Annotated in this window: 13 protein-coding genes; 6 read left to right on the top strand and 7 right to left on the bottom strand. The window is 72.6% G+C overall.

The window, feature by feature from the left end; translation table 11 throughout:
- Positions 1 to 29 precede the first annotated feature (29 nt).
- Positions 30 to 3,155 (bottom strand): S8 family serine peptidase, encoded by a 3,126-nt coding sequence (locus ABD331_RS38025; protein WP_344486290.1) that lies wholly within the window; start codon positions 3,153 to 3,155, stop codon positions 30 to 32.
- A 246-nt stretch (positions 3,156 to 3,401) separates the two neighbouring features.
- Between ABD331_RS38025 and ABD331_RS38020 the strand changes: the two genes are divergently transcribed.
- From ABD331_RS38020 to ABD331_RS37995, 6 genes are all read left to right on the top strand, one after another.
- On the top strand, positions 3,402 to 4,412 hold the full coding sequence (locus tag ABD331_RS38020) for a LacI family DNA-binding transcriptional regulator (protein WP_344486286.1): 1,011 nt from the start codon (positions 3,402 to 3,404) through the stop codon (positions 4,410 to 4,412).
- 6 nt (positions 4,413 to 4,418) lie between these two features.
- Positions 4,419 to 6,023: an FAD-dependent oxidoreductase gene (locus ABD331_RS38015; protein ID WP_344486283.1), complete on the top strand. Its 1,605-nt coding sequence runs from the start codon at positions 4,419 to 4,421 to the stop codon at positions 6,021 to 6,023.
- 21 nt (positions 6,024 to 6,044) lie between these two features.
- Positions 6,045 to 7,298 carry an ABC transporter substrate-binding protein gene (locus tag ABD331_RS38010; protein ID WP_344486280.1) on the top strand — a complete coding sequence of 418 codons (1,254 nt, stop codon included), beginning with the start codon at positions 6,045 to 6,047 and terminating at the stop codon, positions 7,296 to 7,298.
- Position 7,299: 1 nt separating this feature from the next.
- On the top strand, positions 7,300 to 8,241 hold the full coding sequence (locus ABD331_RS38005) for a carbohydrate ABC transporter permease (protein ID WP_344486277.1): 942 nt from the start codon (positions 7,300 to 7,302) through the stop codon (positions 8,239 to 8,241).
- A complete protein-coding gene (locus ABD331_RS38000; protein ID WP_344486274.1) occupies positions 8,231 to 9,061 on the top strand; it encodes a carbohydrate ABC transporter permease in 831 nt (276 codons plus the stop codon). Before ABD331_RS38005 ends, ABD331_RS38000 begins: the two co-directional genes overlap by 11 nt.
- A 178-nt stretch (positions 9,062 to 9,239) precedes the next feature.
- Positions 9,240 to 10,925: a hypothetical protein gene (locus tag ABD331_RS37995; protein ID WP_344486271.1), complete on the top strand. Its 1,686-nt coding sequence runs from the start codon at positions 9,240 to 9,242 to the stop codon at positions 10,923 to 10,925.
- Between the two features lie 7 nt (positions 10,926 to 10,932).
- Here ABD331_RS37995 and ABD331_RS37990 read toward each other — a convergent pair whose 3' ends face one another.
- From ABD331_RS37990 to ABD331_RS37965, 6 genes are all read right to left on the bottom strand, one after another.
- Positions 10,933 to 11,511 (bottom strand): flavin reductase family protein, encoded by a 579-nt coding sequence (locus ABD331_RS37990; protein ID WP_344486268.1) that lies wholly within the window; start codon positions 11,509 to 11,511, stop codon positions 10,933 to 10,935.
- Positions 11,508 to 12,731, bottom strand: a complete 1,224-nt coding sequence (locus ABD331_RS37985) for a styrene monooxygenase/indole monooxygenase family protein (protein WP_344486265.1) — start codon at positions 12,729 to 12,731, stop codon at positions 11,508 to 11,510. Before ABD331_RS37985 ends, ABD331_RS37990 begins: the two co-directional genes overlap by 4 nt.
- A 92-nt stretch (positions 12,732 to 12,823) precedes the next feature.
- A complete protein-coding gene (locus ABD331_RS37980; protein WP_344486262.1) occupies positions 12,824 to 13,807 on the bottom strand; it encodes an AraC family transcriptional regulator in 984 nt (327 codons plus the stop codon).
- 57 nt (positions 13,808 to 13,864) lie between these two features.
- Entirely contained in the window at positions 13,865 to 14,821 is a 957-nt protein-coding gene (locus ABD331_RS37975; protein ID WP_344486260.1) for a sugar-binding transcriptional regulator, read from the bottom strand.
- Positions 14,822 to 14,886: 65 nt separating this feature from the next.
- Positions 14,887 to 16,440, bottom strand: a complete 1,554-nt coding sequence (locus ABD331_RS37970) for a DUF1593 domain-containing protein (RefSeq protein ID WP_344486258.1) — start codon at positions 16,438 to 16,440, stop codon at positions 14,887 to 14,889.
- Between the two features lie 14 nt (positions 16,441 to 16,454).
- Positions 16,455 to 17,447 carry a D-ribose ABC transporter substrate-binding protein gene (locus tag ABD331_RS37965; RefSeq protein ID WP_344486255.1) on the bottom strand — a complete coding sequence of 331 codons (993 nt, stop codon included), beginning with the start codon at positions 17,445 to 17,447 and terminating at the stop codon, positions 16,455 to 16,457.
- Positions 17,448 to 17,454 lie beyond the last annotated feature (7 nt).

Below are 17,454 nucleotides of genomic sequence, written 5' to 3'. Positions count from 1 at the left end.
ACCGCACAGCCGTCAGGGCCGCACAGCCGTCAGGGCTGGACGGTCGGCAGGCGGCCGAGAGCGACCTGGTCGGCTTCGTCGCGCCCGCTCCGGTCGTCCAGGCTGACGACGAGCCAGCCCTTCGCCGGGGTGGCGGCGAGCCGCGCCGGGTCGACGGTGAGCGGGACGGCGGCCGAGGCGCCAGGAGCGAGCGGCACGTACGCGCCCGTCGAGACCGCAGGCGCGAAGGCGTCGAACACCGCAGCCTCGGTCTCGTCCACGAGCCCGTCCGGCACCTGCGAGAAGCCGGCCACCGAGTAGGTGAACCGCGACGCCCCCTCGGCCAGCCCCACCTCGGAGGCGAGGACCGGTATGAGCAGCGTGCCGCCGTTCATCGGGGCGGTGGCGATCCAGGCGTCCACGAGCGTCCCGTCGGCCTTGAAGACGAACGTGGCGAACCGCCCGTCGAGGTCGCCCGTGGTGACCAGGCCGTAGTCCGCGCCGACCAGGTAGTGGTCGGGCGTCCCGTCGCCGGTGGAGTCGATGGCGACGTCGAACTCGCCGGTCGCCGCGTTGGACCAGCGTCCTGAGGTGTTGACCGCGAAGACCAGCGCCCGGTCGGTGTCGGCGCCGCCGAGAGCGGGGCCGGGCAGCGTCTGGACGCCCGCCGCGCGGACGTCGATCGAGTCCTCGGCGCCCTCGACGTCGTCGGCGTCCGTGATGCCCCAGGCGTAGACGTCGGCGGCGCCGGCGTGCGCGCCGGTGTTGCGCACCTGGACGGAGGTCGCGAGCCCGCCGTCAGCCGGCGTGTACGTGCCGGGCTTGCCGGAGCGCACCTCGGACTGGGCGTCGGGCACGAGCAGGAACGCGGCCCGCAGCGGGCTGACGCCTTCGGCGGCGGCGCGGGGCGTGGCGGTGACCGCGCCCTGGATGTGCACGACCGTGCCGAAGTTGGACGTCTCGGCGGCGGGCAGCGCGGCGACCGCCTGCGCGCTGAGCGACAGCGTGACGTGCACGTCGCGGCTGCTGTCGCGGCCCACGGTCACGGTCCTGGGGGAGACGGTGACCTGCGCGCCGTAGGCCTCGCCGGTGAAGGCGGCGGCCAGGTCGTAGGTGACGGCGCGCTTGCCGGTGTTGCGGATGGTGAAGCTCTCGCTCTGCCGGTAGGCGCCGGTCAGCGGCTTCAGGCCGAACGACAGGTTGGCGGAGCCGCCCCTGCCCTCGGCGATCACGGACGCGCCGACCGCCTGCCGGGCGGCGACGACGCCGGAGCCGGCGACCCTGGCGGTGTAGCCCCTGATCTTGGACGTGGCGTCGGCGGTGCTCAGGATCGCGGCCTTGATCCGGTCGGGCCGCCAGCGCGGGTGGGCCTGCTTGACCAGCGCGGCGACGCCGGCGACCATCGGCGAGGCCATCGAGGTGCCGGAGATCGTCGCGGCGCCGGAGCCGGTGCCCACGCCGGTGGAGACCACGGACACGCCGGGCGCGGTCACGTCGGGCCGCAGCGCGCTGCTGACGTTGGCGGGGCCGCCGGAGGAGAACGAGGCGAGCCGCGAGTAGCCGGGGCTGGGCACGGTGAGCGCGGTCAGCGTGCTGCTCTTGCCGTCCAGGTTCGCGGCGGCGGCGCCGTCGGTGCTCCTGATGCCGAGGAACGGGATGGTGACCGTGTACTGCTCGCCGGTGTCCGGGTCGGAGGTGATCGGCCCTTCGAGCGCGGGGAAGGCGGCGTCGGTGTTGACCATGGCCACCGCGGCGGCGCCGGCCTTCTGGCCGAGTATCGCCCGCTTGACCCGGGCGCAGGTGCCGCGCAATGTGATCACCAGCTTGCCCGACACGCCGCCGGGGTAGGCCGCGTAGTCGGCGGGGGCGCAGCCGAGCGACAGCGGCCCGGACGGGTAGCTGGTCCGCAGCACCGCGACGGGCAGGCTGCCGGAGGGCAGGGGCGCCTCGTTGGAGTTCTGCGCGACGATCTCGGCGCCGTCGGCGGAGATCTTCGCTGCGGGCAGCTCGGCGCGGGCGGCGTCGAGGGCGGCGACCGAGATGGCCGACGGCGCGATGGCGGGCGCGCCCACCAGGTAGGCGTTCTGCCCTGAATTGCCCGCCGAGGCGACCACGGTCACGCCGGCGCGGGTGAGCGTGCGCACGGCCTGCGCGGACGGCTCGTCCTCGCGGCCGTAGGGGGAGCCGAGCGACATGTTGACGACGTCGGCGCCGTCCTTCAGCGCCCGCTCCATGGCCGAGACGATGACGTCCTCGCTGGCCGAGCCGGCGCAGCCGAACACGCGGTAGGCCATCAGCGAGGCGGCCGGCGCGACGCCGGGGCCGACCTTGAAGGCCCGCGTGTGCGTGGTGGCGTCGTAGGGGCCGGGGTAGGTCTTGCCGTCGGCGCTCACCCCGGAGCCGGCCGAGCTGCCCGCCACGTGGGAGCCGTGGCCGTCGCAGTCGAGCGGGTCGGGGTCGGGCCGCGGCACCGAGGCGGGGTCGCCGGCGTCGTAGGCGTCGCCGACGAGGTCGTAACCGGCGATGACCTTGGCGGTCGGGAAGGTGCCCGGCTCGATCACGGTGCCGTCGTTGTCCGCGAAGGCGGCGGGGTCGCCGGAGCCGCCGAAGTTGGCGTGCGTGTAGTCGATGCCGGTGTCGATGACCGCGACCTTGACGCCGGCGCCGGTCCTGCCCAGGTCCTGCCAGGCCTGCGGGGCGCCGATGTAGGGGATCCCGGCGGTGTTGTCCGTCTTGAACGTGCGCACCGGGTGCACCGACACGACGCCGGGGGCCTGCTGGATCGCCGGCAGGCTGCGGCGCGGCACGGAGGCGGCGATGCCGTTGAAGGTGTCGGTGTAGGAGGACAGGACCGTGCCGCCCTCCGCCTTGACCTTCTCCTCGACGTCGTGGTGCCTGTCGCGGAGCCCGGCGCGCAGGGCCGGCCGGTCGACGGTCTCACCCGCGTCGGCGGCGTCGGCCGCGGCCTCGCCGACCGGGTCGCCGTCCACCTGGATGAGAACCTTGAGCTGCCGGGCGGGGTCGAGCGCGGCCGGCTTGAAGCCGGCGTAGCCGAACGCGCCGTCGAGGCGCTGGAAGCGGTCCGGGCGGGCGGGTTCGGCGTTCGCCGGCGTCGCGGTTAACGGGAGCGCCAGGCTCGCGGACGCGAGCACTGCGAGGAGCAGACTCCTCTTCACTGATCACCTCGGATGAGACGGGAGATAGAGCTGATCAAAGAGTGAACCCGGCACGAGCGCGGAAGATCGCACTTACGTAACAAAAGGAACACAGGTTCTGTCAAGTCGCGAGTCCGGACGGGCGGGCGCCCGGAGGGCGGTCCGGCGCTGCTAATACGAATTACTTCAGCTATTACCCCTTGACGTCCCGTTCTGTCCGGTCTCACAATTGCCGAACTAATACGCATTATCGAGGTGAGAGACGCAGTGAGTGCTTCCGGGCGTCGGCTGACGCAGCAGGACATCGCGCGCATGGCCGGAGTGAGCCAGACGACGGTGTCGCTGGTGCTCAACGGAAGGGCGGACGGCGAGGTGCGGATCTCGCCCGAGACCCGCGAACGCGTGCTCGCGGTGATCAGGGAGACCGGCTACGTGGCCGACCCGGCCGCCCGGCGGCTCGCCGAACGCCGCAACCGCATCTACGGCGTGTTCACCTACGAGGCCGTCTTCCCCGCCGAGAGCGCCGACTTCTACCACCCGTTCCTGGTCGGCATCGAGGAGTGCGCCGAGGAGGCCGGCTGCGACCTGCTGCTGTTCACCAGCGCCAAGGTCGAGCAGGGCGAGCGGCGGCGCATCTTCAGCGCCGAGAGCCGGATCAGGCTCGCCGACGGCTGCGTGCTGCTGGGCCGCACCATCGACAGCGAGGACCTGTCCAGGCTGCTGGCCGAGGGCATCCCGTTCGTCTCGGTCGGCCGCCGCGACGACGCAGGCGGGCCGGTGCCGTACGTCGGCGCGGACTACCCGCCGGCCGTGCGCGCGCTGGTCGGGCGGGCGGCGGCGCTCGGGCACCGCCGGATGGCCTACGTCGGGGCGGGCCGCGGCCCGGAGTCCTACGCCGACCGGCTGCGCGGCTTCACCGAGGGCGTGGCCGCGGCCGGCGCGGACGGGCTGCACCTGCCTGGCGCCGGCGGGCTGTTCGACAGCGGGGCCAGCGTGGTCTTCGCCGAGGAGCTGGCCGACGGCGTGGCCATCGCCGAGTCCGCCCGCGCCCGCGGCCTCGACGTGCCGCGCGACCTGTCCATCGTCGCGCTCGGCGCGCCGACCAGGCCCGTCTCCACCGACCTCGACTTCGCCGGCTTCCGCATCCCCAGGCGGGAGATGGGACGCAGGGCCGTCGAGCTGCTCACCCGCGTCCTGGAGCGCGGCGGCACCCCGCAGGAACTACTGGCGTGCGAGCTGGTCGAAGGCTCGACGCTGGCACCAGCACACGAGAGGTAACCCCCTTTGATCGAGATATCGGCAGACGCCCTGGTCGTCGGCGGCGGGCTGGGCGGCGTGGCCGCCGCGCTGGCCCTGCTGCGGGCCGGGCGCTCGGTGGTGCTCACCGAGGAGTACGACTGGCTGGGCGGCCAGCTCACCAGCCAGGCGGTGCCGCCGGACGAGCACACCTGGGTGGAGCGCTTCGGCGTCACGGCGAGCTACCGGGCGCTGCGCGACGGCATCCGCCGCTACTACCGCGACCACTACCCGCTCACCGAGCGGGCGCGGGCGTGGCGGGAGCTGAACCCGGGCGCCGGGCACGTCAGCAAGCTGTGCCACGAGCCCAGGGTCGCGGTCGCGGTCATCGAGGCGATGCTCGCCCCCTACCGGGGGTCGGGCCGGTTGCGGGTGCTGCAGCCGTACCGGCCGGTCGGGGCCGAGGTGGACGGCGACCGCGTCACGGCCGTGCGGCTCGCGCACCGCGACGGGGGCGGCGAGATCACCGCGGTGGCGCCGTACGTGCTGGACGCCACCGAGACCGGCGAGCTGCTGCCCCTGGCCGGAGCCGAGTACGTGACCGGCTTCGAGGCGCAGGACGACACCGGCGAGCCCAGCGCCCCCGCGGTGGCGCAGCCGATGAACATGCAGGCCGTGTCCGTGTGCTTCGCGATCGACCACGTGGACGGCGACCACACCGTTGACAAGCCCGCCGCCTACGACTTCTGGCGCGCCTACCAGCCGCCCTTCTGGGGCGACCGGCTGCTGTCGTGGCGCTGCCCGAGCCCGCGGACGCTGGAGATCGTGGAGCGTTCCTTCACCCCCAATCCCGGCGACGACCCCCGCCTGGTGGAGGCCGACCAGCGGGTCAACCCCGGCGACGGCAACCTGTGGACCTTCCGCAGGATCGCCGCCCGCGGCAACTTCCGGCCCGGCGCGTACGAGAGCGACATCACGCTCGTCAACTGGCCGATGATCGACTACCTGGAGGGGCCGGTCATCGACGTGCCGGACGCCGGCCGTCACCTGGCGGCGGCCCGCGAGCTGTCCAGGTCGGTGCTGTACTGGCTGCAGACCGAGGCGCCCCGCCACGACGGCGGCACCGGCTACCCGGGCCTGCGGCTGCGCGGCGACGTCACCGGCAGCGCCGACGGGCTCGCGCAGGCCCCCTACATCCGCGAGTCGCGGCGCATCAGGGCCCTGACCACCGTCGCCGAGCAGGACCTGTCCGTGGCGGTGCGCGGCGACAAGGGCGCCGTCTCCTACCACGACTCGGTGGGCGTCGGCATGTACCGCATCGACCTGCACCCCTCGACCGGCGGCGACAACTACATCGACGTCGCCTGCTCCCCGTTCGAGATCCCCCTCGGCGCGCTGATCCCGCAGCGGATGGGCAACCTGCTGCCCGCAGGCAAGAACATCGGCACCACCCACATCACCAACGGCGCCTACCGCCTGCACCCGGTGGAGTGGAACGTCGGCGAGGCGGCCGGCGCGCTCGCCGCCTTCTGCCTGGACCGCGCCACCACGCCGCACGCCGTGCGCGCCGACGAGCGGCTCCTGGCCGACTACCAGCACCGGCTCGTCCGCGACGGCGTGGAGCTGCGCTGGCCCGACGTCACCGGCTACTGACGCGAGAAGGAGAAACCCCCCATGAAAGCACCCCTGGCCGCTCTCGCGCTGGCCGCCCTCCTCACAGCCACCGCGTGCGGCGGCGGCGAGGCGCCGGCCGCGCAGGGCCCGCAGCCGCTGCGCATGTCGATCTGGACCTCCAACGAGGCCCACCTGAAGCTGTTCAAGGACATCGCCGCCGAATACCGCAAGTCACACCCGCAGACCGGCGAGATCACCTTCGACCCCATCCCGTTCGAGAACTACACGACCACCCTCACCACCCAGATCGCCGGCGGCAACGCCCCCGACCTGGCCTGGATCCTGGAGAACTCGGCCCCCGACTTCGTCGGCTCCGGCGCCCTCGTCCCGCTCAAGAGCAGGATCGAGAACGCGGGCGAGCTGGTGCCCGCCGCCACCCGGCTGTGGGAGCGCGACGGCGAGCTGTACGCCTACCCGTTCTCCACCTCGCCCTTCGGCGTCTTCGTCAACACCGACCTGGTCAAGGAGGCGGGCCAGAAGGCGCCCCGCGACCTGATCAAGGCCGGGCAGTGGGACTGGGAGCACGTCAATGAGATCGGCAAGGCGGTCGCGGCGAAGGGCAGGAACGGCCTGACCATACTCAACTTCGACTACAAGGCCTGGGACAACCTCGCCACCGTCTGGCAGGGCTGGGGCGCCAAGGCGTGGAGCGACGACGGCGGCACCTGCCAGTTCAACGCCCCCGAGATGGTCGAGGCTATGACGTTCCTGCACAAGTCGATCTTCACGGACAAGGCCATGCCGGGGCCCGGCAGCGCCGTCGACTTCTTCTCCGGCGACACCGCGATGGCCGTCGCCCAGATCTCCCGCGCCGCCATGCTGGAGGACGCCGCCTTCAAGTGGGACCTGGTGCCGCTGCCCGCCGGGCCGAAGGGCGAGTACGCGGTCATCGGCCAGGCGGGCATCGGCGTGCTGAAGAAGTCGCCCAGGGCCGAGCAGGCCGCCGACTTCCTCGCCTACTTCACCAACGCCGCCAACTCCGCCAAGCTCGCCGCCTACTTCCCGCCCGCCCGCTCCTCCCTGCTGACCGCCGAAACGATGGCCAGGACCAGCCCCATGCTGAACGGCGACCAGCTCCAGGAAGTGGTGATCGACGGCATCGAGAAGGGCGTGGTCAAGCCCAGCCACACCGGGCAGGCCGAGCTGGCCCAGACCGCCAGGGCCGCGCTCGACCCGCTGTGGAAGCCAGGCGCGGACGTCAAGACGGTGCTCGACGGCGTGTGCGCGAAGATCCAGCCGCTGCTGGGCGGGTGACGTGACGGCGACCGATCTCGGCGACCGGGTGGCGGGCCGCGCCGCCACCCGGGCCCGCCCCTTCTGGACCATCCCCCGCCGCGACGCCCTCGTCGGCTACCTGCTCATCTCGCCGCAGCTCGCCGGCAGCGCCCTGTTCGTCCTGCTGCCGCTCGGCCTGGTCTTCTACTACAGCCTCCAGGAGTGGAACGTGCTGGCGGGCACGTTCGACTTCGCCGGCGGCGACAACTACGCCAAGCTGCTCGCCGACCCCAACATGGGGCAGGTGCTGACCAGCACCGCGCTGTTCTCCGCCGGCCTGGTCGCGCTCAACCTGACCCTCGCCCTCACCCTGGCCGTCCTGCTCGACCAGAAGCTGCGCGGCACCACGTTCTTCCGCACCCTGTTCTTCTCGCCGGTGCTGGTGTCGCTCGTCGCCTGGACCATCGTCTGGCAGTTCCTGCTCCAGCAGGACGGCGGCGTCAACGGCCTGCTCGGCCTGGCGGGCGTGGACGGCCCCAACTGGCTGCGCGGCGAGACCACCGCCCTGCTGTCGGTCGTCGTCGTCCAGGTCGTCAAGAACGCCGGCCTCAACATGGTGCTGTTCCTGGCCGCGCTGCAGGGCGTGCCCCGCCAGCTCCACGAGGCGGCGCAGCTCGACGGCGCCGGCGCCTGGACCCGCTTCACGCGCATCACGGTGCCGCAGATCAGCCCGACGATCCTGCTCACCTCGATCATCACCGTGGTCGGGTCGCTGCAGGTGTTCGCCCAGATCGCGGTGCTCACCCAGGGCGGGCCCGGCCTGTCCACCACCGTCCTCGTCTACTACCTGTACCAGCAGGCCTTCCAGTTCAGGCACCTCGGCTACGGCGCCACCCTGTCGGTCCTGCTGTTCCTGATCGTCGCGGCGCTGACGCTGCTGCAGTGGCGGCTGCGCCGGAAGTGGGTCTTCCATGAGTCGTAGGGTCAAGCTCGCGCTGTACGCGGCGCTGTGCGCGCTGTGCGTGCCGTTCGTCTTCCCGACCTGGTGGATGGTCACCTCGTCGGTCAAGCCGATCAGCGACATCTTCGCCTTCCCGCCCGCGCTGGTGCCCTCCAGGTTCGACTTCTCCACCTACGCCAGGGTCTTCGAGCTGCAGCCGTTCGGCCAGCAGTACCTCAACAGCCTCTACATCGCCGCCGTGGTCACCGCCGGCACGATGGCGGTGGCCGCGATGGCCGGCTACGCCTTCGCCCGCATCCGCTTCCCCGGGCAGAACGTGCTCTTCCTGGTCGTGCTCGTCGGCCTGCTGATCCCCAGCGAGGTGACGATCGTCCCGCTGTTCCAGCTGTTCCACGCGGCGGGGATGACCGACACGCACTGGCCGCTGATCCTCGTGCCGATCCTCGGCGCGCCCAGCGTGCTGGCCACGTTCATCATGCGGCAGTTCTTCATCACGCTGCCCGGCGAGCTGGAGGAGGCCGCCAGGGTGGACGGGCTCGGCCGGTTCGGCACGTTCTGCCGGGTGGCGCTGCCGCTGGCCAGGCCCGCGCTCGGCGCGGTCGCGATCTTCACGTTCCTGCACTCCTGGAACCTCTACCTCGAACCGATCGTGTTCCTGTCCACCCCGTCGAAGTTCACCCTGCCGCAGGCGCTCACCCAGTTCGTCGACGCCTACGGCTCGCCCCTGTGGAACGTGCAGCTCTCCGCCGCCACGATGACGGCCCTGCCCATCCTGATCGTCTTCGTGCTGGCGCAGCGGCAGTTCATCGAGGGGCTCGCGCACACCGGTCTGAAAGGCTGACCATGCACACCCCCCGCCTCTCCCGCCGTTCCCTGCTCCACGCCGCCGCCCTCCTCCCGGTGGCCGCCGCCCTGCCCGCTTCGACGGTGCCCGACCTGGCCCCCGCGCCCAGCCCGGACCGCCGGTCGTTCACCCCCCAGGAACAGCGCTTCGCGCCGTACCTGATGACCCTCGCCCCATGGTCAACGACATGGCCGACAGCGGCTTCCTCGCCGGCGGCTGGTGGCGTTCGCCTGCGGCGCCGTACAACGCCAGGGTGCAGGAGCACGTCTTCACGCTGGCCTGGTTCCACGCCAACGCCCGCCCGTGGAACCCGTACGCGGGCGACGCGACCCTGCTGGCCGCGCTCGACGCGGCCCTCGGCCACTACCTGTCGCTGCAGCACGCCGACGGCTCCTTCCCCGAGTACAGCAGGAACGAGCACGGCCTGGCGCCCACCGGGTTCGGCCTCGGCTACCTGGCCAAGACGCTGCGCATCCTGCGCGCGACCGGGGCGCTGCCCGCCCGGCAGGCCCAGCTCGCCGCCGCCTTGCACCGCGCCATGACCTGGTTCCTCGACCCCGCCAACCGCACCGTCTGGCAGGAGCCGCTGCGCTACGCCAACCAGACCGCCTCCGGCCTCGCGGGAGCCGCGCTCGCGCTGCGGCTCGACCCCGACCCCGCGCTGTCGGCGGGCCTGACCGGGGCGTTCGCCCGGATCGCCGCGACCGGCGTGAGCCCCGCCGGCTTCTTCCACGAGGAGGGCGGCCACGACATGAACTACAACTTCGAGGTCATGCTGCCCGAGCTGGCCGACGCCTACCAGCAGAACCCGGACCCGCACCTGGTGGACATGGCCCGCGCCTTCACCGGCTTCCTGTCCTACAACCTGCTGCGCGAGCCCGACGGCTCCGGCTACCTGGTCAACGTCGCCCCGTCCACCCGCACCAGCGCCCGCTGGTACGACGAGGTGCGGCCCGACCCCGACAGGACCGCGCTCAACTGGACGTTCACCCGCCAGGTGCCGCTGCTGCCGGCGTTCATGACCGCCCGCGAGGACCTCGCCGCGGCCCGCGCCGCCTGGGCCGCGTCCACCGAGCCCGTGCGGCCGCTCGCCAAGCAGGACACCTCGCCGCGCATCCTCACCCACGGCCTGTACGACGAGCGGTTCCCCAGCAGGCGGCAGCGGGCCGCCGCCATCGCGGACCTGCCCTACCTGCGCTCGTCCGACTTCGCCGAGCTGCGCAGGGACGGCGGCCTCGACTTCCTGTACGTCCGCAAGCCCGGCCTGTACCTGGGCGGCTACTTCGGCGAGCGCGCCTCCCGCGGCCGAACCGGCCTGACCTTCCTGTGGCACCCGGAGGCCGGCACCGTCATCTGCGGGCTCAACGACAACGATCACGCCTGCTGGGCCACCGTCTTCCCCGGCCAGGTCCCCGACTCCGACGGGCCGCTGCCCGCCACCTACCACCGCGGCGCGCCCGGCGGCCCCGCGTGGACCGGCGGCCACGCTCCCGCCGCGTTCGGCATCCGCTATGGCAACGCGTCCGTCACCACCGACGTCCTGGTCACCCGGCGCACGGTCCGGCGCACCGTCACGGCGAACCAGCCCGCCACCGAGCAGATCCCCCTCGTCCTGCGGCCAGACGATGTGCTCACCTTCACCGACGGCACCCCGGCCGCGTCCGGCGGCTCCGCGACCGCCACCGCCGACGGGTTCGACCTGCGGCGGGGGCGCACCACGATCCGCTTCCGGTGGGGTGTCGCGCTGCCCGCGACGCTCGCGGCGGGGACCGTCCGGTACTTCCGCGACGGGTCGCGCCGCTTCCACGCCCTGCGCGTCCCGCACCAGGGCACGTTCGACCTCAAGGTGATCCTGGGCTGAGGCGGGCTCAGGCGGGGCGGGCCAGGGCCGGCTCGGGCCAGAACTCGCGGTAGCGGCCGGAGTGGAAGACCAGCGGCTCGCCTTCCGCCCGCTGGTAGCGCTCCACCGCGCCGACGAAGATGTGGTGGTCGCCGCCGTCGTGCACCCGCTCCGTCCGGCAGACGAACGTGGCCAGCGCCCCGGCGAGCACCGGCAGCGGCGGCGGGCCGAGCGGTGGCGGCGGGCCGACCGGCGGCGGGGCGAGCCGTGGCGCGCCGAGCTGTGGTGTGTCGGGCGGCGGTGTGCCAGGTGAGGCCCCGCCGGCCAGCTCCACGCCGGCGAACTTGTCGGCGGCGGGCGTGGCGAAGCGCCTGGACAGGTGGTCCTGGCCGGCGGCCAGCACGTTCACCGCGAACCGCCCGGCCCGCAGGAACAGCGGCGCGCTGGGCGCCCGGTCCGACAGGCACCACAGCACCAGCGGCGGGTCGAGCGAGACCGAGGTGAAGGAGTTGACGGTCACCCCCGCCCGCTCCCCGCCGTCGGTCACCGTCGTGACCACCGCCACCCCGGTGGCGAACTGCCCGAACGCCTCGCGCAGCGCCCTCATGCCGCGACCCTGCTCAGGTAGGCCTCGGCCCGGCCGGCGTCCATGAACCAGCCGGCGAAGTCGGCAGGGTCGTCGAAGCCGTTGACGAACCGGGAGGCGATCTCCTGGCTCTGCCCGGCGGCGCCCAGCAGCGCCAGGTGGTGCGGCTCGGCGGGCGCCAGCAGGGCGTTGGTCCAGTCGGTGACGTGCCGGGCCTGTGTCCAGAAGCGGTCGAACGTCCGGTTCATCCAGTCGGCGTCGAACGGCTGCGCGCCCCGCTCCACGATGGCCCGCAGGTAGCCGGCGGCGCACTTGGCGGCGTTGTTGCTGCCCTGGCCGGTGATCGGGTCGTTGAGCACCACGACGTCGGCGACGCCGAGCACCGGCGCGCCGGACGGCAGCACGGCGACGGGGCGGCGCACCGTGGGCGCGAAGCGGCCGGTCAGGGTCGCGCCGGCGTCGGTGAGCTCGATCCCGGCGCAGCGCTCGGCCTCCCACGGGAAGAAGGTCTGAAGGATCTCGCGGCTGCGCGCCAGGTGCTCGGCGGGGCCGCGCACGTCGCCCCAGCAGTCCATGGGGCCGCCGGGCACGCCCTCGAACACCATGATCTCGCAGGGGCCGGTGTGCGTGAGGCCGGGGAAGACGAAGTACTCGCCCACGCCGGGCAGCAGGTTGAAGCAGACCGCCGAATGGCCGGGGCGGGGGAGGAGGCCGTTGACGTACGTGACCGCCAGCGCCCGCTGCGGCGCGTCGTACGGGGAGCGCGCGGCGTCCCGCTCGAACAGCGAGGCGATCTGCCCCTTCCCGGCGGCGACCAGGACCAGGTCGTGGCGGGCGGTGTAGCGTTCCAGGTCCTCGGGGGTGGCGTCGTGCAGGACGAGCTCGCCGCCGAGCCGCTCGAACTCGGCCAGCCACGCGGGCATCTTCAGCCGCTGGTCCACCGCCCGGGCCGGGACCTCCAGCCGGGCCGCCCAGTCGAGCGCCTTGCCGCCGTCCGGGGCGGGCACCGTGAGCGCGATGCCGTCGATGGGCGGGCAGACCCCGGCCCACCAGTCGAGGCCCAGCTCCCGCTCGCGGGCCTGCGCGGTGCCGAACATGGCCTGCCCGGACATCACCCGGCCGTCGCGGATGGACTCGGGGGTGCGGTTGGAGACGAGGGTGACGTCGTAGCCGTGCTGGAGCAGGCCGATGGCCAGGTGCAGGCCCGCCTGGCCGGCGCCGACGACGAGGATGTCGCGCATGGTGATATATCCCTTCCGGGGTGGTAGGTGGAGGTGGTGACAAGAACGCTACGGTCGGCGCGCCCAGCCGGGCCATCCGCTGAGCGCGGATCTCATCCGCCGGACGCGAAGCCCGTGCGCAACGTCTCCGACGGCGAACACCCGTACCTGTCGCGGTACTGCGCGGCGAAGCGTCCCTGGTGCAGGAAGCCCCACCGGGCGGCCACCGTGGTCACCGTGACCCTGGCCGGGTCGGCCGCGCGCAGCTCGTCGTGCACCCGCGCCAGCCGTACCAGACGGAGCTGCGCCATCGGCGTCAGCCCCAGGTGCGCGCGGAACCCCTCCTGCAGCGAGCGGCTGCTGACCGCGACGGCGCCGGCGATGTCGGCGGTGGTCAGCGGCAGGTGCGCGTGCCCTTCGATGAACTCCATCGCCCGCCGCACCACCTTCGGCAGCACGGGCGGCCTGGGCGCCGTCAGCCGCTCCAGGTAGTTGGACGGCTGCATCGTCAGCAGCAGGCTGATCAGCGCGTTCTCCAGGTGCGCGACGGCCAGCGGATGGCCGCCCAGCCCGTCGTCCCGCTCGGCCTCCCTGACCAGCAGGTCGGCCAGGTCCCGCCACGACCTGGCCCAGCCCGCCGTCAGGTCCACGCCCAGGCCGAAGACGACCGGGGCGTCGAGCGGCTCACCCAGCATGTGCTCGACCGCGCGTTCGATCGCGGCGCGCTCGAACTTGACCAGCAACTGCGGGCAGCCGGCGGCCCACCGCATGTCGAGGTGGCGGGTGGGCGAGGGCAGCGCGGCCAGCGCGGGCGTCGAGACGACCTCCTCGCCGCCGGCGCGGATCAGGCTGCGGCCGGCGAGCGGGATCATGAACAGGAAGAACGTGTCGAGGTCGCCCGGTTCGATGTGCACGTCGGCGCCGTAGTCGAGGTAGCTGACGCGGGCCGAGCCGAGCTGGACGGAGTTGAACCGGGCCGACAGCAGGGCGGCGTCGCCGGACAGGTCGAGGCGGTGCGGGCAGAACACCTTGGCGACCTCGCCGCGGACTTCGTCGAGGTCGGAGCTGGCGAAGACGGAACGGTTGCGGAGAAGCACACCGAATGATCGTCGTCCGCGATCACGGCGTTCCAGGTAAAAGGACACACCGGAGCGTCAGGCGCAGAGCCGGCGCGCCACCCGCAGGTCGGTGATGAGCACGTTGACCCAGCCGCCCTCCACGGCCGCCTTGATCGCGGCGAGTTTCCGCAGGCCGCCCGCGATGCCGACGCGCCGCTCGACGGCGCGGAACGTCGCCGAGTCGATGCCGATGACGCGCCGGTCGAGGGCCGAGGCGACGGGCTTGCCGGTCGCGTCGAAGAAGTGCAGGCAGACGTCGCCCACCGCGCCGAGACCGCGCAGCTCCTCCTGATCCGCCGGCCCCGGAACGCCGCCGTGGACGGCCGGGTCCAGGCCGCCGATGCCGGTCAGCGTGAGGGTCAGGTCGTGCCACTGGGCCTGCACCTCGGCCAGGTCGGGGTCCTGCAGCAGCGCCTCCCGGATCGCGCTGGTGGCGACCACGCCGGGCAGCGGCACGAAGACGGGCCGGGCGTTGGTGAGGTCGGCCAGCCGGGCGATCAGCCGGGTGGCGTGCACCTGCGCCTCGGGCCGCCCGAGCCCGCCGGCGAGCTGGATCACCCGCTCGGCGGCCCGCGCGTTCTTCTGCGGCAGGCGGCTGACCGTGGCCTGGAGGGTCCGGCTCCAGGGCGTGAGGCCGACCACGTCGCCGCCGATGAGGGTGACGTCCAGGTAGGCCGCCGCCGCCGTCGCGAGCGGCGGGATGACGTCCTCCTGGAAGTCCTCGACGTCCACCACCACGGCGTCGCGCAGCCCGTACCGGCGCTGCAGCTCCTCCTCCAGCTCGGTGTGCACGCCGTCGGGCAGGGTCACCACCGTGCGCACCAGGCCGCGCGTGACCGCCTCCTTCAGCAGGCGCGACACGCGGGGCTGCGACAGGTTGAGTGCGGCGGCGATCTCCGGCTGGCGGATGCCCTGCTCGTGGTACATGCGTGCCACGCGGGCCAGGAGCCGCAGGTGATCCCTGGTCACGTCGTGTTCCGGGTCCTGGGTCACCGCACCGCCCTTCTCCGTGAGGCCGACTGTGCGATCAGTGTAGGGCTCGGCCGGCCGCCCGCGGTTCAGGGTCGCACGGTCAGGACCACACGCTGGTAGGACGTGAGAGACGGGGCGCCGTCGTCCGCGCCCTGGAGGACGAGGTGGATGCTCTGGCCCGGTCGCGCGTCGCGGGGGACCACCAGCCGCGCCCGCACCACGCCGTGCCCGCGCCGGTCCTGGGTCAGCTCGACGGCGCCCGGGTAGGTGCCGGCGTCGGTGTACTGCCACCACGTGCCGGTCACGGCGTCCCGGTCGGGGTCCGTGAGCCGTCCGTCGAGCGTCACCGCCTGGCCTGGCCGGACGTCGCGGTCGAGCCGCCCGGAGACCGTGGCGGCGGGCTCGTGGTTGACCGCGCCGTACCTCGGGGTGGTGGTCCACTTCAGCCGGGCGGCGAAGTCGTGCTGGGCGGCGCGGAACCAGCGGGTGGACGGGTAGCTGGTGGACGCGGTGCCGTCGGGGGCGACGTCGGTCCCGGCGCGGCCGCCCCAGCCGCCCCAGGTCGCGTCGGCGCCCGCGCGCAGGCCGTTGTCCAGGAGGTTCATGAAGATGGAGGTGTCGCCTTCGGAGATCCACGACCCCTTCTCCTGGAGGGGCGTCCACACGATGTAGCCCATCTCCTGGAGCTGTTCGGCGGTCAGGCCGGTGAAGCCGAAGAAGTCGAAGATGTCGCCGGGCGCCATCTGCTTGCCGTCGCCCCACACCCGGTAGAACGGCCCGAACGGGCCCACCTCGGACACGTTCGCCTTGGTCCAGGCGGCGGACAGCAGCTCGGCGTCCTGCGGCAGAACGGCCCGGCGGGCTCCGTAACCCCAGATGGTGGTGGCCATCTGGCGGAACTCGATGCCGGGCCAGTTGGGGCCGATGTACTTGGCGTAGGTGTCGTCCTGGTCGCCCCACGACTGGATGATGGCCTTCCGCGACACCTTCCGCTGGATGGCCGGCCACTGCGGGGTGCTCTCGTACTGGTCCTCGATGGACTTCAGCGCGCGGGCGATGGTGCTCTGGCCCGCGCCGGTGAGCAGGTAGAGCGGGCCGGGCTCGTCGTCGAGGAGCTTGCGCCTGACGAGGTCGGAGCCGGGGGAGTCCTTGGAGATGTCGCCGTCGAACTCGATGTTGCCGTCGAGGATCTTCGACTTCAGCTCGCTGGGGCTCGGGTATCCCCTGGCGTGCGCCCGCAGGTTGGGGTAGGCCTGCGCGTACAGGTCGACGGCCTCGTGGATGAAGCGCTCGCCGGGCTTCCACCGCCAGGAGGTGCACGGGCAGATGTCGCGGCCGATCCGGTCGTACTCGCGGCCGGGGACGAACCAGGTGGTGCCCTTGCCGTCGCCCGCCCAGTGCACGCCGCTGCTGGTGTAGACGAGTCCTTCGGTGTCGAACTCGTTGCTGTAGAGCAGGTAGCGGATGAGGGTGTTCTGGTCGTCCAGCTCGGGGTCGTGCATGAGGATGACGCGCGGCCTGCGCTCCCCGTCGCCGTCACGGGAGTCGCCGGCCGCCGAGGGCGGCGCGGTGGCGGCGGTGACGACGACGGTCAGCGCGCAGATCAGCAGGCGGCTCAGTAACGTCGCGGTGTGTCTCATGGGGTTGCTCCGCTCTACTTGCGGGCGAAGACGCCGAACTCGTCGGCGTTGTCCTTGGTGACGAGTTCGCAGTCGATGGACTGCTTCTCCTCCTTGCCGGTCTTGCCGGTCCTGATGAACTGGTCGGCCTGGTCCACGGCGCTGGTGGCGCCGAGCGCGGCGGGCTGCAGCGCGGTCGCGTGCATCTCGCCCGCCTTGACGGCCGCGATCGCGTCCGGGCTGCCGTCGAAGCCGACCACGGTCACCTTGTCCAGCAGGTTCGCGGCCTTCAGCGCCGCGACCGCGCCCAGCGCCATCGTGTCGTTGCCGGCGATGACGCCCTGGATGTCGCGGTTCTTCTGGATGATGGTCTCCATCTTGGTGAACGCCTCCTGCTGGTCCCAGTTGGCGCTCTCCTTGGCGACCTGCTTCAGGTCCGGGTACTGCGAGATGACGTCGGCGAAGCCCTTGGAGCGGACGCTGGCGTTGGTGTCGGACTCCTTGCCGACCAGTTCGACGTAGTTGCCCTTGCTCTTCATCGCCTCCACGAACGACTGCGCGGCGGCCTGGGCGCCCTGGGAGTTGTTGGAGACGATCTGCGCCTTGGCGATGCCGGTGGCGTTGATCTCCCGGTCGATCAGGAAGACGGGCACGCCGCCCTCGGTGGCCTTGCGGACCGGGCCGATGGAGGCGTCGGCGCCGGCGTTGTCCAGGATGATCGCCTTGGCCTGGCGGGAGATGGCGGCGTCGATCAGCTCGCTCTGCTTGTTCGGGTCGTCGTCGTGGGAGGCCACGGACGTCTGGTAGCCGAGCTTCTCGGCCTGGGCCTTGGCCGCGTCGGCCTCGGCCTTGAAGAACGGGTTGTCGTGCGAGGGGGTGATGATGGCGATCAGCCCGCCGGCGGCGCTGCCGCTGCTCGCGGAGGCGCTGGTGGCGGGCTGCTCGCCGCCGCCGCCTCCGCAGGCGGCCAGCGTGGTGCAGCCGATCAGGACGGAGAGGGCCAACGTGACGACACGGGTGGGGGGCATAGGTGTC

Source organism: Nonomuraea monospora, assembly GCF_039531895.1.
In the GTDB taxonomy this organism is placed as follows: domain Bacteria; phylum Actinomycetota; class Actinomycetes; order Streptosporangiales; family Streptosporangiaceae; genus Nonomuraea; species Nonomuraea monospora.
Note: the sequence above shows the minus strand (reverse complement) of the source record. Positions and strands in the feature narration are given on the sequence as shown.